Annotated in this window: 20 protein-coding genes and 4 pseudogenes; 11 read left to right on the forward strand and 13 right to left on the reverse strand. The window is 59.1% G+C overall.

The window, feature by feature from the left end:
* Positions 1-56: 56 nt before the first annotated feature.
* The 4 genes and pseudogenes from IVB13_RS33645 to IVB13_RS33660 all read right to left on the reverse strand — a co-directional run bounded on the left by IVB13_RS33645 (position 57) and on the right by IVB13_RS33660 (position 3,309).
* On the reverse strand, positions 57-650 hold the full coding sequence (locus IVB13_RS33645; protein ID WP_247491461.1) for an aminodeoxychorismate/anthranilate synthase component II: 594 nt from the start codon (positions 648-650) through the stop codon (positions 57-59).
* Positions 647-2,039, reverse strand: a pseudogene (gene pabB / locus IVB13_RS33650) (aminodeoxychorismate synthase component I). Before pabB ends, IVB13_RS33645 begins: the two are co-directional and overlap by 4 nt.
* Before the next feature lie 171 nt (positions 2,040-2,210).
* Positions 2,211-2,516 (reverse strand): Dabb family protein, encoded by a 306-nt coding sequence (locus IVB13_RS33655; RefSeq protein WP_247491463.1) that lies wholly within the window; start codon positions 2,514-2,516, stop codon positions 2,211-2,213.
* A gap of 163 nt (positions 2,517-2,679) precedes the next feature.
* A complete protein-coding gene (locus IVB13_RS33660) occupies positions 2,680-3,309 on the reverse strand; it encodes a GntR family transcriptional regulator (protein WP_247491465.1) in 630 nt (209 codons plus the stop codon).
* A gap of 113 nt (positions 3,310-3,422) precedes the next feature.
* Between IVB13_RS33660 and bioB the strand changes: the two genes are divergently transcribed.
* The 5 genes and pseudogenes from bioB (at position 3,423) to IVB13_RS33685 (ending at position 7,710) form a co-directional block, all read left to right on the forward strand.
* Positions 3,423-4,460, forward strand: coding sequence for a biotin synthase BioB (bioB, locus tag IVB13_RS33665; RefSeq protein ID WP_247491499.1), 1,038 nt, complete (start codon positions 3,423-3,425; stop codon positions 4,458-4,460).
* A 7-nt stretch (positions 4,461-4,467) separates the two neighbouring features.
* Positions 4,468-4,821 carry an aspartate 1-decarboxylase gene (panD, locus tag IVB13_RS33670; protein WP_247491501.1) on the forward strand — a complete coding sequence of 118 codons (354 nt, stop codon included), beginning with the start codon at positions 4,468-4,470 and terminating at the stop codon, positions 4,819-4,821.
* A gap of 70 nt (positions 4,822-4,891) precedes the next feature.
* Positions 4,892-6,052: an 8-amino-7-oxononanoate synthase gene (locus IVB13_RS33675; protein ID WP_247491711.1), complete on the forward strand. Its 1,161-nt coding sequence runs from the start codon at positions 4,892-4,894 to the stop codon at positions 6,050-6,052.
* A gap of 11 nt (positions 6,053-6,063) precedes the next feature.
* A pseudogene (locus IVB13_RS33680) lies at positions 6,064-6,448 on the forward strand (AAA family ATPase).
* A complete protein-coding gene (locus IVB13_RS33685) occupies positions 6,445-7,710 on the forward strand; it encodes an adenosylmethionine--8-amino-7-oxononanoate transaminase (protein ID WP_247491503.1) in 1,266 nt (421 codons plus the stop codon). Before IVB13_RS33680 ends, IVB13_RS33685 begins: the two are co-directional and overlap by 4 nt.
* A gap of 581 nt (positions 7,711-8,291) precedes the next feature.
* Here the strand turns inward: IVB13_RS33685 and IVB13_RS33690 are convergent.
* A complete protein-coding gene (locus IVB13_RS33690) occupies positions 8,292-8,444 on the reverse strand; it encodes a hypothetical protein (protein ID WP_247491504.1) in 153 nt (50 codons plus the stop codon).
* 685 nt (positions 8,445-9,129) lie between these two features.
* Between IVB13_RS33690 and panB the strand changes: the two genes are divergently transcribed.
* From panB to IVB13_RS33705, 3 genes are read left to right on the forward strand one after another with little or no spacing between them, the layout of a single operon-like run.
* Entirely contained in the window at positions 9,130-10,002 is an 873-nt protein-coding gene (gene panB / locus IVB13_RS33695) for a 3-methyl-2-oxobutanoate hydroxymethyltransferase (RefSeq protein ID WP_247491506.1), read from the forward strand.
* A gap of 13 nt (positions 10,003-10,015) precedes the next feature.
* Positions 10,016-10,891 carry a pantoate--beta-alanine ligase gene (gene panC, locus IVB13_RS33700; protein WP_247491508.1) on the forward strand — a complete coding sequence of 292 codons (876 nt, stop codon included), beginning with the start codon at positions 10,016-10,018 and terminating at the stop codon, positions 10,889-10,891.
* Positions 10,892-10,933: 42 nt separating this feature from the next.
* On the forward strand, positions 10,934-11,104 hold the full coding sequence (locus IVB13_RS33705; RefSeq protein WP_247491510.1) for a hypothetical protein: 171 nt from the start codon (positions 10,934-10,936) through the stop codon (positions 11,102-11,104).
* 614 nt (positions 11,105-11,718) lie between these two features.
* On the opposite strand, the pseudogene IVB13_RS40325 reads toward IVB13_RS33705, so the two are convergent.
* The 4 genes and pseudogenes from IVB13_RS40325 to IVB13_RS33715 all read right to left on the reverse strand — a co-directional run bounded on the left by IVB13_RS40325 (position 11,719) and on the right by IVB13_RS33715 (position 13,007).
* Positions 11,719-12,181: pseudogene (locus IVB13_RS40325) on the reverse strand (ATP-binding protein).
* Positions 12,096-12,305 (reverse strand): ATP-binding protein, encoded by a 210-nt coding sequence (locus IVB13_RS40330; protein WP_276578413.1) that lies wholly within the window; start codon positions 12,303-12,305, stop codon positions 12,096-12,098. The pseudogene IVB13_RS40325 and the gene IVB13_RS40330 overlap by 86 nt, the downstream one beginning before the upstream one ends.
* A pseudogene (locus IVB13_RS40335) lies at positions 12,280-12,606 on the reverse strand (ATP-binding protein); the annotation flags it as partial. The pseudogene IVB13_RS40335 and the gene IVB13_RS40330, both read right to left, overlap by 26 nt.
* A complete protein-coding gene (locus IVB13_RS33715) occupies positions 12,606-13,007 on the reverse strand; it encodes a hypothetical protein (RefSeq protein ID WP_247491521.1) in 402 nt (133 codons plus the stop codon). The pseudogene IVB13_RS40335 and the gene IVB13_RS33715, both read right to left, overlap by 1 nt.
* A 340-nt stretch (positions 13,008-13,347) precedes the next feature.
* Between IVB13_RS33715 and IVB13_RS33720 the strand changes: the two genes are divergently transcribed.
* From IVB13_RS33720 to IVB13_RS33730, 3 genes are all read left to right on the forward strand, one after another.
* Complete coding sequence (locus tag IVB13_RS33720; protein WP_247491523.1) at positions 13,348-14,250, forward strand: methyl-accepting chemotaxis protein; 903 nt, start codon at positions 13,348-13,350, stop codon at positions 14,248-14,250.
* Positions 14,251-15,508: 1,258 nt separating this feature from the next.
* Positions 15,509-15,709: a hypothetical protein gene (locus IVB13_RS33725; protein ID WP_247491713.1), complete on the forward strand. Its 201-nt coding sequence runs from the start codon at positions 15,509-15,511 to the stop codon at positions 15,707-15,709.
* A 16-nt stretch (positions 15,710-15,725) separates the two neighbouring features.
* The gene (locus IVB13_RS33730; protein ID WP_247491525.1) at positions 15,726-16,073 is read left to right on the forward strand and encodes a hypothetical protein; all 348 of its coding nucleotides are present in this window, start codon (positions 15,726-15,728) and stop codon (positions 16,071-16,073) included.
* Positions 16,074-16,562: 489 nt separating this feature from the next.
* On the opposite strand, the gene IVB13_RS33735 is transcribed toward IVB13_RS33730, so the two are convergent.
* From IVB13_RS33735 to IVB13_RS33750, 4 genes are all read right to left on the reverse strand, one after another.
* The gene (locus tag IVB13_RS33735) at positions 16,563-16,763 is read right to left on the reverse strand and encodes a hypothetical protein (protein WP_247491526.1); all 201 of its coding nucleotides are present in this window, start codon (positions 16,761-16,763) and stop codon (positions 16,563-16,565) included.
* A 1,082-nt stretch (positions 16,764-17,845) separates the two neighbouring features.
* On the reverse strand, positions 17,846-19,201 hold the full coding sequence (locus IVB13_RS33740) for an integrase arm-type DNA-binding domain-containing protein (RefSeq protein ID WP_247491528.1): 1,356 nt from the start codon (positions 19,199-19,201) through the stop codon (positions 17,846-17,848).
* A gap of 313 nt (positions 19,202-19,514) precedes the next feature.
* A complete protein-coding gene (locus tag IVB13_RS33745) occupies positions 19,515-20,969 on the reverse strand; it encodes a TIGR00366 family protein (protein WP_247491530.1) in 1,455 nt (484 codons plus the stop codon).
* A gap of 50 nt (positions 20,970-21,019) precedes the next feature.
* Positions 21,020-24,424: a molybdopterin-dependent oxidoreductase gene (locus tag IVB13_RS33750; protein WP_256467706.1), complete on the reverse strand. Its 3,405-nt coding sequence runs from the start codon at positions 24,422-24,424 to the stop codon at positions 21,020-21,022.
* Between the last annotated feature and the right edge of the window lie 154 nt (positions 24,425-24,578).

Genomic DNA, 24,578 nt, shown 5'->3' on the forward strand with positions numbered 1-24,578 from the left:
AGCTGGGTCGAGTGGCAGAGGGGCCCAGCCATTCTTCCTGACCTCTACAAATTTGTCTAGACGGCCGGGCCAACGAACTCAGTTGCGAGCCGGAGGAAATTCATAAGAAGCGCATGACCTTGTTGGGTAAGGATCGATTCTGGATGGAATTGTACCCCGTAGGTCGGGTGTGAGCGGTGTGCGAGGGCCATGATCTCGCCATCGTCGGAACGGGCTGTTACCGCAAGATGCGGTGCGCACGATTCATCGAGTTCAACAACAAGAGAATGGTAGCGCCCAACGCAAAGTGGGGATGGAAGTCCTTGGAACAGCCCTCGACCATCATGGGTTACATGTGAGGAGCGGCCGTGCATGGGACGACGTGCGCGCCCGATGCTTCCGCCAAAAACGCTGCCAATGGACTGGTGTCCGAGGCAGATGCCGAGAATCGGAACGCGACCGGAAAGCTCGCCGACGACTGCGGTCGATATTCCGGCCTCTAGTGGAGTGCAGGGGCCCGGCGAGATGACCACCGCGCGTGGATTGACGCCGACAAGATCGGGGACGCTTAGCGCATCATTTCGGATCACCTCCGTTGCTTCGCCAAGCTTGCGGAAGTAGCGCGCAATGTTGAAGACGAAGGAGTCGTAATTGTCGATGATAACAATCAAGTTGCAACATACGTCTCAGGACGAAACGCGTCAAAGATTCGCTCTGCCTTGGCGAGCGTCTCGTCATATTCGGCCGCGGGATCCGACATCGCGGTGATCCCGCTTCCCGCATGAAACACGGCCTGCCCGTCGTCCATCGTCACAGTGCGGATCGCAATGTTCGTGTCCATGCATCTGTTGAAGCCGATGAAGCCGATCGATCCACAATAGACCTGTCGTGCGGCTCGTTCGATTTCCGCTATGATTTCCATCGATCGAATCTTAGGCGCCCCGGTAATGGAGCCGCCGGGAAAGCAAGCTCGGAGTGCGCTGATGGCGTCCTGCCCCTCTGCGAGTTGCCCCACAACGATCGACACGAGGTGGTGCACCGAGGCATAGGATTCGAGGTTGCATAGGGCGGGAACATCGACAGAATCCGGAGTACAAACCCGCGAGAGATCGTTGCGCAAGAGGTCAACAATCATCGTGTTCTCGGCGCGGTCCTTTTCGGACGCAAGAAGGGCTTCAGCGCGACATCGATCTTCTGTCGCATCAGCGGAACGCGCAATCGTGCCCTTGATCGGTCGTGTCTCGACTGTTTGTCCGTCGAGCTTCAAAAAGCGTTCCGGCGAACTTGATGCAATGGTCAGCGTCCCGTAACGCAGCAGGGCCGAAAAGGGCGCCGGGTTCACTGACCGCAGCCGGCAGTAGAAGGCAAGTGGATCAAATGAAGTCGATAGCCTGGCGCTGAATCGCTGCGCAATATTTGCTTGAAAGACATCGCCAGCCAGGATCAGGTCGATCACGCGCTGTACCGCCGCAATATAGCCTTCACGGCTGAAGTTCGAATGCCAAGAGCCCACTGTGGCCGTGGAGTTGTTCGGCGGCGACATTCGGCGCGCGAGAAGAGCTGCAAACTCATGGGCGCGCCGACCTGCGCGCTCGGTACGGCGTCCGGGATCCCGCTCCGGCCATCCGGAGGATACAATCCAGCATCTGCCCAGACGGTGATCGAAGCAGACAACGAGGTCGTAAAAGTGCAGGATGGACTGAGGCAAACGCTGACCAGAAATTGCAGGCAGCGGTAGTCGCTCCAATGCGTGTTCAGATCGTAAGCAAAAAAGCCAGCTGCGCCTCCCTGAAAGGGGGGGAGGTCCGGGCGATGCTCTTGAGGATACTTGGCCAGAATCGCGCGGAGCGCGTCCCATGGATCGCCCTTGAGAGCATCTCCATTCCAACTCGCTCGTCCGTCCACGATCATATAAATCCCGAATGGATCGCATGTTAGATAGGAGTAGCGCCCAAGCACCCCTGTCTTGCTGCACTATCGAGAAACGTGAGGTGAGGTCGACGCGCGAGACGTCGCATCGCCGTAACGGGTTCAATCCACTGCAATTCGCGGACGTGCATCGGCCTATTGATCGCTGTCAGCTGGAGTGCAATAAAACGCGCAGCACTTGTGACGTCAATTCTAACGAGAGTGCCGCTCGTTGGAGCTCCGTCGGCTCGCGAGCCCTATCATCTGCCTTATTCTGCATCAATGGACCCGATGCGCTGATCGCGTTGTCTTATCGTTCTCGTTCAAGCAGAACGCGCATCCGTCAACACAGTGTAGTCCGCCGCGAACCGCAGCTCCCGAAGCGGACGGACCCGCCTGATGGACTCCTGATATAGATCATGCGCCTTGTACGCCGCAAGTTCCCTCTCATTTTCGAACTCACCATAGACCACGACGTCAATGTCATTGGCGAGCTCGTCGGTCTTGCAGTTGCGAGCAATCTCGAGCCGCCGCGCGTGCGGGATTGTGGTAAGAACGGATAGGCCATCGATAATTTGGTCGATATGAGCCTTATCTTTGGCGGAGAACAAAACGGTGTGACGAATCATCAATGACTCTGCATTGAACCGAAGGCAGGTCGTATGACTATCGCGAGATCGAACTCACTGCAACGCTCGATCGTATAGCCCGGTCGAGCGGCAGGAGCATGAGCCTATGACGTTGTTGCGGGCGAGCGGTCCGAAGGAATTCGTCAAACCGCTTTCCTCGTCCTCAGGCGAGAAATGCAAGGCGCTCAATCGTTTGAATGTGGCGCGCGAGCAGATTGCAAGCTTGATCGAGGTTACGCGCCCGCAGCGCTTGCAGAATCAGGCGGTGATCCTGATTCGACCGAGGTCGCCACCCTGCAGACCGCGCCATCGCGAAGACCAATCTTGAATTTGCAAGCTGTAGTCCGTCGAGGCTGGCGAGCAGCCGCGGCATCCCGCAGGAGGCTACCAGCGCTTGGTGAAATAAGCGATTGGCCTTTTCGAACTCCTCGATGGTCTCGGCGTTGTCTCCGTCAATCAAGGCGAGCTCGACCCGTGCTAAATCTGCGGAGGTGAGCTTTGGAGCCGAATTGCGCAGCGCGACCACTTCGAGGGCGGCGCGCATCTCGGCGATCTCCTTCACGGACTTGGCATCAAGCGGTGCAACACGTACTCCGCGACGTGGCTGAGCCATGACAAGGTATTGGCCTTCAAGTTGTCGAAAGGCTTCGCGCACAGGGACGTGGCTGGAATTGAACTCTCGCGCGACGTGATCTTGTCGGAGTGGGACCCCTGGCAGCAGTGCGCCGCTGATAATGCGTTCGCCGATCGAGTCGGCAATGCGTGTTACAATTGTCGTCGCATCACCGATCATAGATTATCTATCGCAAAAACGGGTGCATCCGCAGACGAGTTGGACTAGCATTTATTCAAAAGCGATGACTATGGATAGTTCACACGATTATCTATGATGAGCCAAGGTGCCCGATGAGCGTTGGTGTTGAAACGGTACGAAACGGACGGAGTGGCGCCTCGGCAGTTCGCAGTGATTGGACGCGCGTTCAGGCCGAAGCGCTCTATGGTCTTCCTTTTGCCGATCTGATGTATCAGGCACAGAGCGCTCATCGCGATCATTTCGATCCAAACCGCGTTGAAGCCGCAAGTCTCCTCAGCATCAAGACAGGCGGGTGTCCGGAAGACTGCAGCTACTGTTCGCAGAGCGCGCACTATGACACCGGCTTGAAAGCAACCCGTCTCATGAATTGCGCAGACGTAGTGGTCAAAGCGGAGCGCGCGAAGGAGGCGGGCGCAACCCGCTTTTGCATGGCGGCGGCCTGGCGCAGCCCAAAAGAGCGGGACCTCGATCGGGTCCCTGCCATGGTGAGCGCAGTTAAAAATCTTGGATTGGAAACCTGCGTCACGCTCGGCATGCTAACAGCCAAGCAGGCAGTGCGGCTGTCCGAGTCCGGGCTAGAGTTCTACAATCACAATATCGACACCTCGCCGGATTTCTACGGCAAGATCATCACCACCCGCATTCTGCAAGATCGCATCGAGACTCTAGAACATGTACGCCGGGCTCGCATCAAAGTCTGCTGTGGCGGTATTGTTGGCATGGGCGAGCGGGTCGAGGACCGCCTCGCCATGCTCGTGTTGCTCGCCAATCTGCGCTCACATCCAGAAAGCGTGCCGATCAACTTGTGGAACGAGGTCAAGGGCGTTCCCGTCAGTCATACAGCGGACCGTTTGGATCCCATCGCGCTGGTGCGGTTGATCGCAACGGCCCGGATCATGATGCCGAAGAGCGTGGTGCGCTTATCGGCCGGACGGAAGTACATGACTGATGAACTCCAGGCGCTGAGCTTTTTGGCGGGCGCAAATTCGATCTTCATCGGCGATATGCTGTTGACCACCAGAAACGCGAATGCCAATCGAGACACGAATTTGCTGAGTCGGCTCGGCATCGCGTGCGGGCTTGCCCAGCTAGAACAGTCGGCAAGCACGCTCGAGCAAACTCCAGCTTAGGTCCAAAATGCGAATTACGTTGATGAAGGGCAAGATCCATCGGGCCTCGGTCACAGAGGCCGACCTGCATTATGAAGGATCGATTTCAATTGATCGAAAGCTGTTGGACGCGGCTGGAGTCCTGGTCAATGAACGCGTCGAAATCTACAACGTCGATACCGGAGCACGGTTTGCCACTTACGCGATCGAGGCACCCGAAGGGTCCGGCACTGTAGGCCTGAACGGCGCGGCTGCGCGTCTCGCCATACCCGGAGACAAGCTCATTATCGTTGCATATGCCTCGTTTGATGAGACTGAAGCCAAAACCTTTAGGCCCCGCGTTGTGCTGGTTGATCGAGAAAATCGCATCTTGCGCAACTGAAAATTGTCTAAGCGGTGCTGGGGCAGTTGACCGCTCCGCTATCAGGACTTTTGACGAGATCGATTTGAGTATGCAGGTGAGGAATGAAGCCAAACCACGCGCCAAGGTCGGCGGCTATGTTGCGGCCCTGCACGCGCTGAAAGACGATCGGCTCCGCGCCCTCGGGCCGCGCGGTGGGATCGATTTTACATCGAACGATTATCTGGCGCTGGCGAGCGCGCCGCGTATGAAAAACGCGATCTGCGCTGCACTTGAGGCCGGAACGCCAGTCGGCGCCGGCGGCTCGCGGCTTCTGCGCGGCAATTGCGAAGAACATGAGGCTCTCGAAGCAGAGGCGGCTCAATTCTTTGGAACAGAGACGGCGCTCTTCTTTGGCGGCGGTTATGTCGCAAATGTTGCCGTCCTGACCACGCTCCCGCAGCGGGACGATCTGCTTGTTCTCGACTCTCTCGTGCACGCAAGTATTCATGAAGGTGCGCGCGCCAGCCGGGCCGATTTTCGGATCAGCGAGCATAACGATCCCCTATCCGTCGAAGACACGATTCGTGAGTGGCGCACAAACGGCGGCGTCGGCCGCGTCTGGATCGTCGTTGAAAGTCTCTACAGTATGGACGGCGATTTCGCGCCGCTGAAAGACCTGGTGGTGATCACCGATCGGTACGATGCGTTTCTGATGGTCGATGAAGCCCACGCTACAGGCGTTTACGGCGAGCGCGGAAGAGGACTCACGGCGCCTTATGAGAGGCGCGAGAATGTCCTCGTGCTTCATACCTGTGGCAAGGCTCTGGGAGCTGCCGGGGCATTGGTGACTACCGTACGAGCGCTGCGCGACTTCCTGGTCAATCGCTGCCGTCCATTTATTTTTGCGACCGCCCCTTCGCCATTGATGGCCGTGGCCGTACGGGAGGCGCTCTTGATCCTGCAAGAGGAACCCGAGCGGCAGAAGCGTCTGGCCGACCTGGTCGCGTTTACGCACCGGGAACTCCGCGTGCGCGGTCTCAAAAGTCCCTCGGACTCACAGATCGTGCCCTATATCGTTGGCGAGAACGCCCGCGCAATCCGGCTCGCCTCTGCATTGCAGGCCCGGAGCTTCGATATCCGCGGAATTCGGCCGCCGACTGTGCCGGCTGGCACGGCCCGCCTGCGCATTTCACTGACACTCAACGTGGGGGAAGATGATGTGCGAGCAATGCTCGACGCTCTCGCCGAAGAAACGAGGCTCAAGTCTTGACGTGACCGCGCATCGTGGTGACCGGAACCGATACCGGGATTGGAAAGACAGTCTTTGCCGCGGGCCAGCCGGCGGGCTCATGGTGCCCCTAAATCGGGGTACGCTTTACATTGATATCTTCGAGCGATGGAGCCTTCCCGTCGTGCTTTGCGCGAGCACGGAGCTCGGCACCGCCAATCACTCGCTGCTCTCAATAGAGGCTTTGCGAAAGCGGCATATCAGCGTCCGCGGCATTGCGTTCATTGGGGAACGAAATCCTGAAAGCGAGGGCGCGATTTGCGAAATCGGGCGAGTACGCGCGTTGGGCGGTTGCCTTGGATTGCGCCTCTTACGGCCGATACGCTGCAGAAAATATTCAAAGGCTCATTTGTGCGTGGCGATTTCTTGAATCCATGATGCCCAATAGCAAGCAGCCGATCTGGCATCCGTTCACGCAACACGCGCTCGAAGACGAGATGACAAGGATTGAGCGCGGTGATGGTGCTTATCTTTTCACCGCGGATGGTCGCCGTATGATAGATGCAATCTCATCCTGGTGGGTCGTGACGCATGGTCATTGCCATCCACACATTGTGCGCGCTATTCAGGAACAGGCGGCCAAGCTCACTCAAATCATCTTCGCCGGGTACTCCCATGATCCGGCGGAGGAGGTTGCCAAGGAGCTGTTAAAACGCGCGCCGCGTGGGCTCGATCACGTCTTCTTTTCCGACAGTGGCTCCGCGAGCGTGGAGGTCGCCCTCAAGATGGCGCTCGGCTATTGGCATAACATCGGCAAGCAACGGATACGCATTGTCGTAATGCAGCACTCCTATCACGGAGACACCGTTGGGTCGATGTCGGTCGGCGCCCGAGGCGTCTTCAACGCAGCGTACGGACCATTACTTTTCGATGTGACCTCGATCCCGTTTCCTGCCAGGGGTCATGAGCAGACAACGCTCGATGCACTTGAGTCGGTGTGCCGACACGAAATGCCCGCCGCCTTTATTGTGGAGCCTCTGATACTAGGGGCAGGTGGGATGCTGATGTACCCACCCTGGGTGCTGAAAGAAATGAAGCGGATCTGCGAGGCTTCGGACGTTCTTTTCATTGCCGACGAGGTCATGACGGGCTGGGGCCGTACTGGAACATTGTTCGCCTGCGAGCAAGCCGATGTGACGCCCGATATAGCCTGCTATTCGAAGGGAATCACAGGAGGAGCGCTTCCACTCGCGGTGACACTCTGCCGATCAGACATTTTTGATGCTCACTATTCGAGGGACCGCACTCGCACGTTCTTTCACTCAAGCTCATATATTGCGAACCCCGTGGCCTGCGCCGCCGCGAAGGCAAACCTGGATCTTTGGCAAGATCAAAAATATCGCGACCGGGTGGCGTCGGTGGCCACAATGCAAGAGCAAGCTATTGAAACATTTCGAACCGATCCGCGCTTTGCAAACGTCCGTCGGACCGGCACCATTACGGCTCTCGATCTGAGAACCAGCGATGCGGGCTATCTCGCGGACATCGGCCCGAAACTTGGAGCATTCTTTAAAAGCCGCAATCTGCTGCTACGCCCGCTTGGAAATACGATCTATGTGATGCCACCTTATTGCGTGACAGCGGCAGATCTTGATGAAATCTATGCCGGGATCCACGATGCTGCCGATGCACTTGCTTGACGAGGCGCTCTCGCGTGCGCGCCACCGAGAGCTCAGTCTCTGATCATTCCGATAGTCAGCCTCGGCTCATTTCCAGGCACAACCTGTGCGTTCCTTCGATGGACCGAGCATCGCCACGTGCCGACGGTGTACCAATTCCAATCCGATATCAATTCCTCCGTGATTGGTATTGGCGCCGCTGGAGGAGGTGCGTTTAAGCTTGCTTTGCTGTTCAGGTTCTTTGTCGGCCTGAGAATATCATTTACCCAGCCCAGCTGGTCCGGCCTGTCAATACCGGCGGTAAGTACGATAGCAGTCGCCCGGAAGTCGTGATTGGCGCGATTCTCTGCGAAAGAGATCGCCTGACGTTGCTCGGTATGCCACCGCCGCGCCGTAACCTGTATCCACATAGGGCGGATTGCGAGGTCCTACATCGGCAACGAGGCACAGAGCCTCCGTTTGTTCAGAATACGCAGATGAGAAATGGCAGGGGGCGAAGCAGGAAATCCCCTATAGGAGGCGAGAATGCGAAACAGCTCTCACGTTCGCACGGCGGTCCAGCAAAATGCTGCGCCTGCTGTGGCGTTAAATTCGGGCCGACACTACTGGTGGCGACAGCCCTTTGCTCCAAGAAATGCGTCGACCGCTTCAATGCGCGCCGGCAGGCCGATCACCAATGGCTTCGGGTTGCGCGCGGGTTGGCACACGCCACCGAGGGCCACACAGAATTTGAAGCGGCGTGCATGGAAAATCATGCCTAAGCGCTCTTCTCAGGTTGCCTTAGCTCAAATGCAACGCTAGCGAGGCGCAAAGCGATGGAAAGGTGACACGGAGACAAGATCTCAGACCGATCGGAGCGCACTGGAGGATCCACCCTATGAAGTTCGTGCTCGCCAATCAGAGGACACCGTGAGGCGATCGAACTTGCGCCAAATGCGCTCGGTCCTTAGGTCCGGGTCACCTGCGCGATGTGGTAACGCGAAGAGGAGTTTGTGGCTACAATTGCTATCGACGTTACCACTCAACCTTGCCTTTGCTTACGACATCCCGACGATTGACACCAGAAATGCCGGTTCTCTTGGAGTTGCGGCCTTGCTGATCGCCGCTTCGTGCTGGTTTCAGGCCGGCGCAGCGGTCGCGGGCGCCTGGATCGACACAGCGCCGGCCGGCCAGCGCGGCGTCCACCGCTGAGGCACCCCATCGCCTCAAGTAGGTTGGCTAAGATGCCCGCGGCAGAGCAGGCTCCGTTCTCGCACGGGGAAAGGGCGGCTTGGAAGGCCGCGTTCGATGATTGCGCGATCATTGGAGGTTTTTTGCGTCTGTTTGCGGTAGGGGAGAGGTACGTTTCTTTCTTCCACTCGCTATTGACGGCGCTCGGTCGGTTTCCGTAGGAAGCGCTAACTCCAGGGGGTAAGGGTTGGCTGATGATCGGGAGGCAGGATGAGCTACATTTCGGAGCGGCCCGTTGAACGTATCACGCTTCCAGTTCTACAGCGTTGGAGCCAGGAGGGACGTCGAATTGTAATGACCACCGCTTACGACGCGGTGACGGCACGGATCGCCGATCCGATCGTCGACGTCATTCTTGTTGGGGACAGCGTGGGGAACGTGTGCCTCGGACTCGACAACACGCTGCCTGTCAGTATGGCCATGATGAACCATCACTTGGACGCTGTTGCGCGCACAAAGCCCCGCGCCTTGCTCGTGGCCGATATGCCCTTTCTCAGCTTTCACCTCGGTGTCGAGGAGACAATCCGGAACGCCGGAGGCTTCCTCCAGCGTGGCGCTGATGCTGTCAAACTCGAGGGTGGTGCCAAGCGTGTCCAAATGATACGTGCCTTGGTCGACTGCGAAATTCCTGTCATGGGTCATCTCGGTCTCACCCCCCAGAGCGTCAATATCATGGGCGGGTTCAAGGTGCAGGGCCGGAAAGCCGATGATGCTTTGTGCCTGCTTGATGATGCGCAGCGTCTGCAGGAGGCCGGCTGCTTTGCTCTCGTCCTGGAAGGCATTCCGGCCGAACTGGCTGCACGAGCGACTGAATCGCTGAGCATACCGACGATCGGGATAGGGGCGGGGGCCAGTTGCTCTGGACAAGTGCTCGTGTTCCATGACGTTTTGGGGTTGACCGAAGGTCATCGCCCAAAATTCGTTCGTGCCTATTCAACTGGTTTCCAGCTGTTGCAGGACGCGCTGGCGCACTGGGCCGCCGATGTGCGTAATGGTGCTTTTCCCGCGTCAGAAGAGTCCTATGGACTTCCCGAGGGACTCAATGATGCGATCACAAACTGGACGCCTTTCAACTCAAACTGATGCAAAGCTCAAAATGCAAGCAATCACCAGGGTCGCCGAGTTGCGTCACGCTCTCGCAGAGGCTCGAAAGGAGGGCAAACGCGTCGGCTTGGTGCCGACGATGGGATATCTCCACGAAGGGCACCTGGCCTTGGTCCAGGCGAGCCGGACGCGAAGCGATATCACGGTCCTAAGCATCTTCGTCAATCCCACTCAGTTTGGACCGAACGAGGATCTCAGTACGTATCCGCGGGACTTTATCCGTGATGAACAACTGTGCCGTAACGCTGGCGTCGCGATCCTCTTCGCGCCAGACGCACGGGAGGTCTATCCGACAACATTTGAGACCTTCGTCGAACCAGGCGACCTCGCTATGCCATTGTGCGGTGCGTACAGGCCCGGACATTTTCGCGGCGTCGCGACCGTCGTTTGTAAGCTTTTCAATATGGTGCAACCCGACCTTGCGTTTTTTGGACAGAAGGACTTTCAGCAATGCGCGGTCGTACGTCGCATGACCGTTGATCTGGACCTTCCGGTAAACATCGTGACCATACCAACCGTTCGGGAACCGGACGGGCTGGCAATGAGCAGTCGCAATCGGTATCTCAGCGAGGAAGGACGCCGACGGGCCGTTACCATCAGCCGGGGGCTCCTCGCTGCAGCAGACAAGTTCCGCTCCGGAGAGCGCGACGTGGAAAAGCTGATTGCGATTGCGAAGGAGCAGTTGAACAGGGTTGATCGAGTCCAGTACCTTGAGCTCGTTGATGCTCATACGCTTAAGGCCGCCGAGAGCCCGCTGCAGCGCCCAGCGGCGCTCTGTGCGGCGGCCTATGTCGGCTCCACGCGGTTAATCGATAACGTGATACTGTCCTTGCCTACTCCGGACGGGAAACGGAGCCTCGGCGACTGACGCCGCTCGGAATATTCAAAGTTGCAGTTGGTAGGTATCTTCGTGAACGAGCAGTTTTTGATGGACCGGGCCCAGATCATTCGCGAGCTGGCGGACAAGGCAGACCCGTTCATTAGAACAAGGCTGCTGGACTTGGCGGAACGTTATGGCAGACGCATCAACCGACCGTCTCAGACGACGATGACGCTGTTGTCAAATCGTCATGCAAAATAGCTAGAGCGTGTCACTTGGCGCAAAGAATCCCGCTTCATCTATTCGCCGAGCAGTGCGCAGGCTGGTTGGGTCAGAGTCCAGTTCCGTAACGTCCCTCCGCGCTCGGGATCGCTAACGTAGTCTGCCTCGTCGACGTCGTCTCGCGCGGTAACCCTTCAATTGATGTGCCGGAAATTTCTCGTCAGTCTCGTTTGGCTTCCGGTTGTTCCTAATTCAAATGCAAGCCCAGACTATTGGCCATCGCCGTTATCGAAGCCAACGGTCGCCTGAGAGTTCTTGCAATCGTGCTTGCCGGGAGCCCTCTGTCAATCAGTCCGCGCAGTTTGTGCCGTTCAACTGCGGTCCAGGGGCGATCATTCCCTTTGCGCGCACGCCGCGCTGCGATTTTCTTTTCGTTCGCATCGTCCTGACGCGAAGTTTGATCCTGCATGATCACTCCAGCAATTCTGGTGATGGAGCCATACTGGTTGCAGGCGAGTCAAGAACGCCAGCGAAATCGAAGCGCATCTCTGTACGTAACGTACCGCGTGAGTTCAGCAATTCGAAATCAATCCAAATTACTGAGTCCATCGTCATTGACCCAAACGAAGCAGGTCAGATCCCGTTCAGAGAGCTCAGTACAGTACCGGCCGCGCAAACCCGTCAAGGAACTGACGCAAGCCGCCTCGCCAAGCGCGCCCCGATAGCGCTGTAGCGAGCGAGCGGCTTGCGTCACGAGTTCCTCTCCGATTTGGCATCGGGCGCGGCGGGCTTCTGCAGCACCCGCTGCGACGCTTCTCCTTCGACCGATAACTGTCGCCGCGGATCGTGATGAAGTGACTGTGGTGCAGCAGACGATCAGGGATCGCGGTGGCGACCACGGGTTCGCTGAAGACCGAGCTCGCCGACGCTGCGGTTGCTGGTCAGCAGGATCGCGCCTCTCTCATAGCGACGGCTAACGAACCGGAACAACAGATACGCGGCATTGAGTTCAAAGGGCAGATATCCGAGCTCATCGATGATCAGAAGCTTTGCTTGGCAAATTGCGCCAGTCGCTCCTCGATGCGGCCTCGCTGTGACGTTTAGGAAGCTGCGCAACGACAGTCGTGGTTGCGACGAACTGAACGGAATGCCCAGCCAGGATCGCTTCGCGCCCAAGAGCGAACGCAAGGTGCGTCTTGCCAAACGCCAGGTGGCCCAAGCAGCAACACGTTCTCGCCATTGGCGATCCAGCGAGCGCTCGCAAGCTCGCGTATCTGCTTGGGATCCAGCGACAGCTGGGCCGAGAAGTCGAAGCCCGACAGATCGCGAACGAACGGGAAGCGGGCAAGTTTGAGCGTCATCTCGATGCGCCGCTGATCCTTGCGGGCGATCTCGCGCTCGCACAGCAGCACCAGGGTCTCGCGTAGGCTCAGCACTTGTCGGCCGGCTTCATCCAACAACCCATCCAGCTGGTCGCGGACAGCCGTCAGTTTCAGGCGCGTCAACATATCGCTCAGGCGGTCGGGAACAATGGCTCGCATCAGAAGCCCCCTCCCACAATCGCTTCGTACTCGCCGAGCGGCCGCAGCAGCGTCGGCGACGGCGGCGAGACAGGCGATAACGCGAGCTCGGCAGCACGGCTCGGTTTAAAGCCAGTCAGGCCCTCAAAGTGTGTAGGGTCAACGACGCGACCGCGCCGACCGACACAGATCAGATGAACGGCCACCTTATGGATCCCGCGGTGGATGCGCACCACGCCATCGGCGATCGTCACTCTCACCGTCTCGCCGATCAGCCGCCATGGCACAGAGTAGGCGCTGCCGTCGATCTCGACCGCGCAGTCGGCCTGGACGCGCCGGATCAGTTCACGTGCGGCCTGGAAGGGCGGCCTCCCGGCGATGGGCTTCAGCGCAGGCGCCTCGCTGAGTCTGAACCGTTCCATCGGTGGCTCGCCAGTGGTGCCATGCTGGCGCCCATCGGCGACCTCCCGTGTCCAAGACTCAAGATGCGCTTCAAGGGCTTCCCAGCTTGGGAAGGCGCGGCCAGCGATCGCATTCCGTTTGACGTAGCCAACGCCATTTCTCGGTCTTGACCTTGGTCCGGGCTCGATATGGCGCGTAAGCCCGCGGCCGGAATCCCCAGTGCTTGGCAAACGCAGTCAGCTTGTCCTTGAACACGACGGTGCGCGTCGCGGCATCGTGCTCCACGACCATGCGTCAGCTCGGCGACGGTCAGTTCGACGTGAGTTTGCCGGGCCTTGGCCGAAGGGATGAGCTGGGAAGATGGCCGAAGCGGTCGAAATGTTCAAACTGAAAGCGCATGAAAAGGCACGAACCGATCTCGACGCGAAAGCCGAACAGGATCATGCCGCCGCCGTGCAACGTAGGGCCGATGTCGCTCGACTCGCCGGCGAATTCGAAGCTGCCGTCGGTAAAATCATCGACAGCGTCTCATCCGCTTCGTTGGAACTTGAAGCGTCCGCACGCAGTCTCACCTGCTCGGCCGATCACAGCCGGCAACTCTCCGTCGAGGTCGTTTCCTCGTCCGAGGAAGCATCCTCAAACGTTCGACACGTCGCGGCCGTGACGAGCGAAATGGCGGAAGCGATGACGAGCATCTGTCGGCGGGTCGAAGAAGCGGCCAATATCGCGTATCAAGGGGTTTGCAAGGTCGAGCTTAGCGACCGGCCTATGGCCAGTTTGACAGCTGCGGCGGAGCGAATCGGCGGCGTGGTCGAGGTGATCGCAGCGGTCGCACGGCAGATCAATTTGCTTGCGCTGAACGCCACGATCGAAGCCGCCCGCGCCGGAGCGTTCGGCAGAGGCGTTGCAGTTGTCGCGCAAGAAGTGAAATCTCTCGCTGCCGAAGCCGCGCATGCAACTGTCGAGATTAGCGAGCACATTGGCGGGATTCAAGTTAACACGGCGGAGTCGGTTGGCGCGGTCGCTGAAGTTGGCCTCATCATCGGCCGTATCTCGGCGATTGCCAGGACGGTGGTCGACGCTATCGGAGAGCAGCAGGCAACGAGCAAGAGCATTGCTTTCAATGTGCAGGGAGCGGCGGCTAGAACTACCGGGGTGGCGGCCAGTGCCCATAAAGTGACAGACGGCGCGAACGAACCGGAGCGGCCTCGCGCCAGCTGCTTACGTCGGCCCAGCTCCTGTCCGAGGAAAGCACTCGGTTGAATACGAGCTGCGGAAAAGGTTCAAGCAGCTTAGGTTGGCCAGCCAACTGACGCTCCAGGGCGGTCATCGGGAGATCGCGGCGGCTGCGGGACCCTGAAGTGACGAGAGGAGTTCATCGGCGCGGTGTCCACAAGGAAGGCGTTGAGATTTCGGTCGCATGCTTGGACGCACTCGATTCGGTATGGATCGGCGCCCGCAGATCCCCATGATTTGGCCGGCAAGGCTGCAAGAGCCGTGGTGATCAAGTCGCGCGGGAGTTACCCAATGGCGCTCATGAGATGGCTCTCTTTCCTCAGATTTTGGGACACAGAGTGAGCGGGACTCTTCACTTGGCTATTCTGGTCATATGCTGACGTAGTAGGCCTCATCTCGGTCCCTGCGGGTCACGACCACCCACGTTGTGCCTCGTAGCGCAGGTTGAGCACTCGCTACATCGCGTGCCAGACGTTGAGCTGCGTGCAAGGCCTGCAGCTCGTTTTCGAATGCCATGCCGAACGGATCCTCGACATTTTGGTTTCCTTCAAGATTGAAATAGAAGCGGAGCATTCATTCCCTACCCATTGCCCGCAACGCGAATAGCAGAATTCGCATCACCTGGATTTCGCTCGCCCCTAGGCGGCACCGCGTGCGTTCACGGCTACCGAAAAGTGAAACCTGGCACAATCCTGGCGAGCATCGCAGATAAAATAGTTCGTTCGTTTCGTACGGAAGTGAAGTGTTACAAGTGAAGTGTTACAGTCACGTCGATAGATGAGAGGTACGATTTGTAAACGTCACCGGCCGACGTACCGATCGGAAAGTCAAACGTTGCAGCGATACTTCTCTCTTGCGATTTCGAGGTGCGACTCCCTGATCGCTCTACGGCCCTAGCGGGCTGTTTCTGCGTCATTCAAACTTGAATTCCTCGCGTTGGCTCGCTCGCGCAATGCGATGTGCCTCCGAAGAGGAACGCGGCGAGGCGACCGTCAAAGTGTAGGACGGGTCCGTCCGTCGCTTCGAATCGATTGATGTCGCAGCAGCGAGCGTCTAAACTTCAGGATGGTGGCCTATCCAAAAGACGTCATGAGAATAGAAAAACAAATTACTATGATAGCGTATGTCATTCTCGCTTCCCGACGCGTTCCATCGAGGATGTAAGATCCAGAGGAGACGTTGGAGAGGGCTCCGCGCAGAATTGGGAGGTAGCGCCGTAATGCGCCATTGACGCATTTCATTCTTCAACTTGAAACCCGCAGCTTTTAATGATGGGAGAGCTACGATATTGGATGCCGCGACCGCAGCGCTTCTACGCACCCTCTTCGACGAGGTCTGCGAGGGGCTTCCCCCTTATGACACCGGAGCTCGCGCCCATGTCGCTTCGAAGATGTTAGAAGCCGCCACCCGGGGCGAGACGAAACCCGAGGTCCTCAAAGAGATCGGCCGCGAAGCTCTTTCGCAAGCCCCGACCATGTGGCGGTAGCACATTTGTCAATCAGGTGAATTTCCAAGTCACAGTGCTGAAGATCCTCGTGAGCTATCCGGATGGGTTCGCGCCGATGTCGGATCTCAAGCACGATATGGCCATTTTAGCAACGAGTGGTCGGGACTGGTCCGAGCGCACCAAAAGAATGGCCAGCCGTGTGCCGAACCTTGATATTTTCTCGGAGAAGCTCATTGAGCGTATCCATGGCGGTTGGCGCATCACCGAAAAGGGACGCGCGGTACTTGAAATCATGGAAGCACGGCCGATCGCTGCAGAAGTGATGGGAAAGGCAGAGTTGGGCACCTCCGAGCAACTCAAGCCGATACCGTCGCGATCAGTTGCGCAGGCCGACCGGGCATAGACGCCAGCACTAAGCTCGCCAGATCAGTAAGAGAAAAGGCGAGACACCAGGTCTTAGCCGGGGACCCGAGTGGTCGATCTCGGCGCGCTCAGGCAATCGGAGGCGCTAGGCAGCTACCGGCGCGCGATCGGCTGGAGCGAGGGAACTCGCGAACGACGCGGCGTCGACCAAAGCTATTTGCTTTTCGGTCGTTAGGGCTACCCAAATACAGAAAAGCTTGCGTAACCAGCTTACGCGCACCGTCCGAGGATTCGGTTCTTGGCGGCCTTCGTGAATTCGCTCTGGATGGGCGCGGTAAGTTGTTGATCAACCGAGTAATAGAGGCGTCGATTTTGGAAGCAATTTACACATCAGCGTTCCCATCGATTAATCCTTGGCAGCGTGCCGACGCTGCAGTGAGTCCCCGACGAGCGCGGTCTGGGAATCAATAGGCCGAGGTCAGAAGGAGAAGCTCGAGGCCGCCCTGCGGCGTGCGCGGGTAGCCCGCCTTCAGGTTTCGCCGGCGCCGGAGAACAGCACCGTCGGCGGCGTGGCGCGCTGCGGCGGATGGGACCGCCCGCTCGCGACGCCTGGTCTGCTCTTGAGCTCGTATCGCTGGGCCAGATCAAGCAGCCGCCGCTTGGTGAACGGATCTGCGTTCTCCGCAAGATCGCGGGCCCGCTGCGCGAAGCCCCTGTAGAATTCTTCCATGACACACCCCGCAACATCACCGGACCCCGATTTCGATAGGTTGCGGGACGCACGTCAATCGCGATCGATCCGCATGAGTGGGTCAAGGGCGGGGCTAAGATCGAGGCGGCAGAGGAAATCCGACTGCAGTGCTCTATCCGATCTGGAAGACGTGTCCGACGTGCAGCAAGTCGATGGTGCCCGATGCCGTCGCCGAGGCCGGCTGCGCGTCCGTCTGCACCGTTTGCGACCAAAGCCACGATCCGAAAGTCCGCAGTGGGCCAACAGCCTGCTGAGCCCTCCGGAGAAGTACGGTCGTTCGCAGCTGCGAGATGGCGCCGACCCGAGCGATGCCACGATGTTTGGTCTTGCGCATGGTGCCATGCTGCTTGCCACCCGAAGATGCATTCGACCATCGTCCGGCGCGATTGCGACATGCCATATCCACGATGCAGCGTGGTTCGTTCGTCGATGGCGCTGTTGCGGGTCTTGCCGGTCTTGGTGACGGCCTATGCGGCGTCACGCCGATGGCGCGAAGATTGGCGACATGATCGGCGGTATCTGTCGCCGCCGACTTCCTACTCAATCTGATCGCCTATAACCTGATCCGCATTCCCAAACTGCTTGCCGCTTAGCCACCCCGCGCCGGGGGTAACCCGGCGCGGGGCCGAACACGGCATCCAACCTCCAGCGCTCCGCCCCGTCAGCGACCGGACAAAGACAAGAAAACTCTCAACTTCATAGTTTTTCAGCAGACTGCTAGAGGCGAATCGGCCCGCTTTTTCCAAATGAGCCTTGAAATCTCTGAGTAATTAAGCGGATTTTGATTCCTCCATTCGGATACTGATCCGTGTGCGGCCAAAACGACGCTCAAAGCCTTGAGTTCGTTACGTACAGAATGCCGGTAGCCGCAGGTCCTTAGGGCGTGCTTGGAAAGCGCTACAATCCGGTCACCGGGCTGACTTAACGTGATCGCGGATCCGGAGTTTGCACCACTGTATCGAAGCCATCTGAGGGGGTGATGGATCGGCAATTTTTGGTACACCGTCCAGAACAGTCTGCCGAGTTCCGCTGCCACACTCTTCCGGCGGCTAGCTCCAGGGTCATGCCGCCTGCCGAATTCGTTCCTGCTCCTCGGCCAGAGTGGTTGGCTCCAATCGGAATTGGGTAATGGCTCTACGGTTAGCCCCGTGACCAAGCCAATCAATCAGAGCTTCCTCTCCCGTAAGCGACTTACCGAGTGCGGAAAACACGACGGTACTGATAGCTTGTTGTTGGCTGCGTAGGTGGTCCTCGACCAGCTTGTGTCGGGTGACATAGCCCGCGTTCACACCAACTATAGAATGGTTCATGAGGAGCTTGGCATCGAATTCGGAAACGCCGGCAGCGGTGGCAATCGTCCGAAATGTTTGACGAAGGTCATTGCCCCATTTTGACAAAATATCTCGATCCTCCTTTGTTTCCGCTAAGTGTCCTGAAGCGCTCTCAGCTGGGAATAACCATTTTGGCGCCTGAGACGGATGCATTTGCCTGCCGAAACGAAGCACTCGAATGAGGCTCAGGATCATCTCCCGAGACAGCGGGATGTCGAACGCTCGCTTACTGCCTCCCTTGGGCTTTGGGATGTGGAGCGTTCGCCGTCGAAAATTGATGTGTTCGGGCCTTGCCTGCTGCAATGCGGTGGGTCTGGACCCACACAGCAATGTGAAAAGATGAAATTCACGCCGGATTGGATTATCCAGATTGGCCAGCTCAAGAAACCATCCTTTCAAATCGCCGGTACCCATACCAGTATTCCTGCGCTCCTCCTGATTCCAATCGACAGCATCTGCGGGATTGTCACGCGGCAGGGATCGATTGGTCTTCCGAGCATGATTGTAGATGGCCCGCAGCGTCCGCATGCTGCTATTCGCCATGTAGGGACCGTTCTCCCTGGTAAGCTGATCATGCTTTTCGGCGACGCGAGCGGGATCGTTCGCGAGAGCGAGCAAAGGTGTGTCGAGCCATTCCGAAAAGAGACGTTCGACGTGATCGCGATAGCCGCTTATAGTTTTCTCGCTGCGGCCTTTTCGGATCAAGTGGGCTTCCAGATAGCGTTGCCAAGCCTGTTTCAGGGTAGCGACCGCTACAGCACTATTCCCACCAGTATCGGCCTGTTCGGCCTTTCCGTGCGTCGCTTTCGGGTGGTGCCCTTTGCTGATCTGAGCAAGATATTCCTTGGCAATCGTGCGGGCCCGTCGAGTGGTCAACTCACTGGCATTTCCAATGGACACTCTGATGGATGAGGCCCGCTTTCCTCGCTGTCTAAGATCACCTTGAACAGTAAAAGTTCTTTTTCGCTTCGCCACGACCACGAAGAAGCCCTTCAACTCAGTGTCGCGAGCCAGATACCAGCCATTTTCAGGAGTCGGTAGCTGAGCGATGGCCTTGTCGCTGAGAGCAATGCGAATGTCGGTCATGACGGCGGGCGTGAACTGCTAAAACGGTTTTCAAACGGTTTTGGCGAGCCGAGGTGTTTGAAGGTGTGGGTTCGCTGGACTGCGAAGCTATGCGACAAGTCTCTATAGATAAAAGGCCTTTTTGGACCTTGTCGTAGTGTGGCGCAGATTCAGAAATCGTAGAAAGGCGCCGGTTTTGAACTCTCCATCAAAGTTCGCTGATTTCTACGTTAGCAAAAGTCATGCCGGAAGAAGCAGTCGCTGTGCGCGCTTTCATTCAATGTTGAAATCCAGCGGAGGCTGCATCATTTTTATAAGCTCGACTGCTGCACTCTCAGGGCAGAATTGGTGCATGGTAGGTGAAAGTCGTCATCAAGATCGCAGCCAGGATCATGACGATCGGGAAGTGCACGAAGAATTGCACGGAGGTGTAGCCGATCAAGTCCTTTGACTTCAACCCAAGCACGCCAAGCAAGGGCAGCATCCAGAACGGATTGATGAAGTTCGGCAGCGTCTCGGCGATGTTGTAGACCATGGTGGTCCAGCCCAGATGAGCTCCGACTTCGTTGGCCGCCTTCATGATGTAAGGCGCCTCAATGAACCATTTGCCGCCGGCTGACGGGATGAAAAAGCCGAGCACCGCTGAATAAATTCCGATCAGGAACGAGAAAACGGTTGAGTTGACTGAGACGTGCGCAAACCAGTGAGCGATGGTATCGGAGAGCGTCAATCCGCTGCTATTTGGCACTTTGGTCAGCATCTGGGCGATGCCGGCGTAGAAGGGAAACTGCAATAACAAGCCCGAGACGCTCGGCGTTGCCTTCGAAAAAGCCTCGACGAGGCTGCGGGGACGCCAATGCAGGAGAATGCCAAGTATCAGAAGCACGAAATTATAGGTGTTCAGGCCTGAGAGAGTGATCAGCGGATTGCCGGACTGAAAGGTCCACCAGAGCCAGCCCGAGGCCAACGCCACGGTCAGAATGGTTAGAACAGGGCTGAACTCGAGAAAGTCTCCGGGACGTGCCGGCTTCTTTGGCTCGATCTGGTCGCCATCAAGAGACACGCCAAGATCCTCTGCGGTTCTTGCCAACGCATCGTTCGGCGTTGTCAGATAGCAGATTGCTGCGGACAGCGTGGTCACGACCAATATCGTGACGAGGTTTTGCCATGTCAGGATGGTCTCGGAAAAACTGATGACACCGGTGATCGGCAACAGCGAGGCCGGAATGCTCGCCGCATTGGCTTGAAGCTGGGCGACCGATGACGTGATGCCGAGGGTGAATCCGCAGCCAAGACCGAGATAGCCGGCCGCACCGGCGGCGCGATAATCGAGCTTGATATCGTTGCGCCGCGCGATTTCGCGCACCAAGAGGCCGGAGAAGATCAGGCTCAGGCTCCAGTTCAGCAATGACAGCAAGATACTGAGCACGCCGACGAAAACAACGGCACCGCGTGCGGTGGAGGGCACGCCGGCCAGCCGTCGCATCAATGCCGCAACGGGCGGCGACATGGCGACGACATAGCCTCCGACCGCGGCCAGCGCCAGTTGCATCGTGAACGGAATGAGATTCCAGAAGCCGTCGCCAAACGCCCGGCTGACCGCAAGCGGTGAACCGCCATGCACGATGGTGCCGAGCGCGATCACGACCACGGCGATCAAAACGAAGACATATGCGTCGGGGAACCAGCGCTCGGCGAATCGGACCATGTACTGCGAGAATCTCGCAAGCGGGTTGGTTTGTGTCGGTGCTTCGGCGAGGAAGATAGCTTTATCCGTCGTATCGGTCATTGCGGCCCCCATAGTCGCGTTGGTGTTGCGTTCAGTTCATGATTTGCCGATCAGAGTGCGAGCGTGAGCTCCGACAGCGGAACGGATTGACAGGTCAGGCACTGGTCCGTCGCGCTGTTGTCGCCGCCGAGCTGTGCAACGTTGCCGTCGACGACGCGCATGAGGCAGCTCGCGCACTGGCCGACGCGGCAGCCGCTGGGCAATGGCACGCCGGCCGCCTGGGCCGCATCGAGAAGGCTACCAAGCTCCGGCGTCCAGGTGAAGCTCCTGTCGCTATCGGCAATGTGGACGGTCTGCGCCTTCAACGTCCGCGGCACGATCGGTGGCGAGGTGAACGCTTCCGTGAATATGTCGAAGCGCGGAACGCCGCGTTCGATTAGCCGGGCCGTCATCGCTGTCGTGAAGTCCGGCGAACCGCAGAGATAGGCGAGAGGTCTCGATGGCAGCAGCGGATCGATTGCCGACAGGTCCAGCCGGCCCGCGTAGTCGTAGTCCTCGGGGCAGCGATCCTGCGCGCGCGGCGCCGAATACGCAGTAACGAGTTCGAGCTCTGGCAGCAGAACCGCGAGCTGCCGCAACCGTCCGGCAAAGGCATGCTCGCCGCCGCTACGGCAGCCATAGAGCAGCAGAACCCTGCCAACGCGCTCGGCAGACTCTTGTCGGGCCAGCGCTTCGAGATGACCGATAAAGGGCGTGATGCCGATGCCGGCGGCAAGAAAGATTAAGGGGCGGCGTCCGCGCAGCGGTGGCGTGAAAATGCCTTTCGGCGACTCGATCTGAACTTCGTCGCCGACCGCCAGACGGTGGACGTGATCGGACAGATGAACGGCATTGCTGGCATGGCTTGAATCGCCGGAGCGGCGCTGCTTGACCGCGATCGACAGCACATCGCGGCCGTCGTGGCCGGTCAGCGAATAGGCGCGGGCAACGTCCAATCCCGGCAGGCTCAGCAGCACGTGTTGTCCCGGGCGAAACGCGGCAATCGCACCGCCGTCGTGTGGTGCAAGGTCCAGCGCGACGACATCGGCGGCTTCAATGCGAATGGAGGCCACTGCGAAGCTGCGCCGGCCTGCCCAGTGACCGCGGCTCGCGGTCTCATCCTTGCGGATGTCGCAACTCGTGGCGCGCAGCGGCACCGAACCGCTGACCGGATCGCGTGTCGCGTCGCTCAGGGCGCCGTTCATGTTTGACGTCGGCGATCCCGCAGGCCGGATCGCGTCGCGTCCCAGTGGCGGACAATCCTCCCACCAGCCGAACTCGGCGACGGCGACGCGATCGTCGAGCGCTTCGTTCAGGCGCACGCGCAGCCGGACTTCGCCGGCTGAGGTTGTGACGACCGCCCAGTCACCGTCCAGGAGGCCGCGCCTCGCTGCGAGCAGCGGGTTGATCTCGATGGAAGGATCGGGCGTCTTCTTGCGGAGGGAGGCGATGTGGCGATGCGAGCTGTGGACGAACCAACCGCTCTTGGCGGTGGTGAGCACCAACGGAAAGCGACCGTCGGGGCGGTCCGCGAGCGGACTTTCGGCAGGCTCGACATGGCCCGGCAACGGCGCGTAGTGATGTTCGAGCATCAGTTCCGAATAGATCTCGACGCGGCGGGTGACGGTGGCAAAGCCTGCAAGCGTGCCGTCCAGTTGCGGCAGCGCGTATTTCTCGTGACGAAAAGGTTGAGGGAAACGCAGGCCTTCGGGATGCTGGCGCAAGTCGTCGACAGTCACGCCAAGCGGTGCAAGTTGATGATTCCAGCCGGCCTCGATATCGCCGCCGAAAAATTCGTCGGTCAGGCCCAGCCTGCCCGCGAGGTCGGCCGCGATTTCATAGTCTGCCTTGCAGTCACCGAGCTGCGGCAGCATTTGCGGGCGAAACTGGATCGTCTCGACGGCTTCCTGCGTGATCTCGAAGCCGATCTTCAGGGCGTCCCGCTCCCACGGCATGTTGGCGGGCAGCACGATGTCGGCATTCTCGGCCGTCGGATTCATGAACATGTCGACGTGGACGTGGAAGTCGAGCGCGCGCAATGCCGCGCGATTGCGCGAAGAATCGCCCTGTGACACCATGAAATTGGTACCGAAGCTCATCAGCGCTTCGACCCGGTAGGGTTCGCCGGTCAGAACCGCGCGGCTGAAATCCCGTGCCGTGATCCATCCCCGGCTTGGCGGCCCGAGCGGCAACGCGTCGAGGCCGAGCGCCCTGGCCTTTTGCTCCGGCGGCAACAAGGCATAGTCGTTGACGGTGCGTGTCGGAGGCGGGACCGGCCAGATATTGCCGCCGGGACGGTCGCAGGCGCCGGTGAGCGCGTAGAGCGTCGCAATGGCCCGCTCGGTCATGGTCGCATTGGTGTGCTGGCCGACGCCGGTCCAGGAATGATAGGCGAGCCGGGGGCTGTTCTCGAACAGCTGGTAGAAAGCCGCGATCTTGCTCTCGTCGAGCCAGGTCAATTCGGCTACATGCGCGATCGTGTAGGGAGCTGCCTCGGTCGTTAGCAAACAGAAGGCCGTCGCTGCCGTGATCGCACGGCCGTCTCGCGTGGTGAGTGTTGCCCGGCCATCCAGCGTGCAGGAGGTGGGATCGAGCGCCGCCATTCGGGGATCGAAGGCGCGCGCCGCTCCGGATCGGTCCAGCGTGACGAAATCGTCGCTGGATCGATCGGCCCAGAGCTCGCTCGCACGAACGAAGCGTCCCGTGGCGGTGTCGATCAGCAGCGGCCCGTTGGTCCAGCGCGTCGCGAAGTCGGCGTCGTACGCCCCTGTCGTGATCAGGTGCCGGATCGCGCCCATCGCCAGCGCGCCGTCCGCGCCGGGGCGGATACGCAACCAGATATCGGCCTGTTGTCCCGAGCCGTTCGGTTTGGGATCGACCACCGCGACGCGCGCGCCGCGCCGTCGCGCATCGGCGATGCGGGTTGCCTGGGCAAGCCAGGTGCGGGCCGGGTTATGCCCCCAGAGCACAATTGCATCGGCACGCTCATAATCGGGAGCGCCGATGCCGCGTCCGAACGTCAGGGCATGGGCGTAGTCCTTGTGCCAGCCGCAGATCTCAACCGCGTAGATCAGATTTGGACTGCCGAAGCAGCGGATGAAGCGCTCGACCCATTCGAAGCTGTCGACCATCGGCGTGCCGCTCGGCGTCGTGACGGCAAAGGCCACCGCTTCGGCACCGGATGTCTTGCGAATGTCGCCCAGCTTTTGGGCAACCTCGCTCAAGGCTTCATCCCAGGAAATTTCGGTCCAGCTGGGATCGGCTGCCTCCCGGGGCGCCGTTCGGCGAAGCGGTTTGGTCAGGCGGCGCGGACTGTGCACCATCTCGGGCGCGGCGCGGCCTTTCGCACACAGCGCGCCGCCGGTCGGATGCCCAGACAGCGGCTCGACCCCGATCAGCCGGCCATTGTCGACGACCATCATCGCACCGCACCGGGATCGGCAGAGCGTGCAATAGCCGGGTACGCGCTGCGCCATATCGGGCCATTCGTAAGAGGTTCATCGTAACGCATTATAGTAATGCGCTACCAAGTCTCGTCCGCGGCCTATCCGCCGTCAAGCCCATTTATTGTGCCGCCAACAAAGCCGACTATTGTGCCGCGGACGACCGGATGATTCCGGGGCCGACGAA

The organism is Bradyrhizobium sp. 17 (assembly GCF_023073515.1).
GTDB lineage: Bacteria > Pseudomonadota > Alphaproteobacteria > Rhizobiales > Xanthobacteraceae > Bradyrhizobium > Bradyrhizobium canariense_D.

Coding starts and splice junctions, on each gene's coding strand:
- IVB13_RS33655 (WP_247491463.1), bottom strand. CDS start 2,516: ATGATTCGTCACACCGTTTTGTTCTCCGCCAAAGATAAGGCTCATATC.
- IVB13_RS33660 (WP_247491465.1), bottom strand. CDS start 3,309: ATGATCGGTGATGCGACGACAATTGTAACACGCATTGCCGACTCGATC.
- bioB (WP_247491499.1), top strand. CDS start 3,423: ATGAGCGTTGGTGTTGAAACGGTACGAAACGGACGGAGTGGCGCCTCG.
- panD (WP_247491501.1), top strand. CDS start 4,468: ATGCGAATTACGTTGATGAAGGGCAAGATCCATCGGGCCTCGGTCACA.
- IVB13_RS33675 (WP_247491711.1), top strand. CDS start 4,892: ATGCAGGTGAGGAATGAAGCCAAACCACGCGCCAAGGTCGGCGGCTAT.
- IVB13_RS33685 (WP_247491503.1), top strand. CDS start 6,445: ATGATGCCCAATAGCAAGCAGCCGATCTGGCATCCGTTCACGCAACAC.
- IVB13_RS33690 (WP_247491504.1), bottom strand. CDS start 8,444: ATGATTTTCCATGCACGCCGCTTCAAATTCTGTGTGGCCCTCGGTGGC.
- panB (WP_247491506.1), top strand. CDS start 9,130: ATGAGCTACATTTCGGAGCGGCCCGTTGAACGTATCACGCTTCCAGTT.
- panC (WP_247491508.1), top strand. CDS start 10,016: ATGCAAGCAATCACCAGGGTCGCCGAGTTGCGTCACGCTCTCGCAGAG.
- IVB13_RS40330 (WP_276578413.1), bottom strand. CDS start 12,305: ATGGCGAGAACGTGTTGCTGCTTGGGCCACCTGGCGTTTGGCAAGACG.
- IVB13_RS33715 (WP_247491521.1), bottom strand. CDS start 13,007: ATGGAACGGTTCAGACTCAGCGAGGCGCCTGCGCTGAAGCCCATCGCC.
- IVB13_RS33720 (WP_247491523.1), top strand. CDS start 13,348: ATGGCCGAAGCGGTCGAAATGTTCAAACTGAAAGCGCATGAAAAGGCA.
- IVB13_RS33735 (WP_247491526.1), bottom strand. CDS start 16,763: ATGGAAGAATTCTACAGGGGCTTCGCGCAGCGGGCCCGCGATCTTGCG.
- IVB13_RS33740 (WP_247491528.1), bottom strand. CDS start 19,201: ATGACCGACATTCGCATTGCTCTCAGCGACAAGGCCATCGCTCAGCTA.
- IVB13_RS33745 (WP_247491530.1), bottom strand. CDS start 20,969: ATGACCGATACGACGGATAAAGCTATCTTCCTCGCCGAAGCACCGACA.
- IVB13_RS33750 (WP_256467706.1), bottom strand. CDS start 24,424: ATGGCGCAGCGCGTACCCGGCTATTGCACGCTCTGCCGATCCCGGTGC.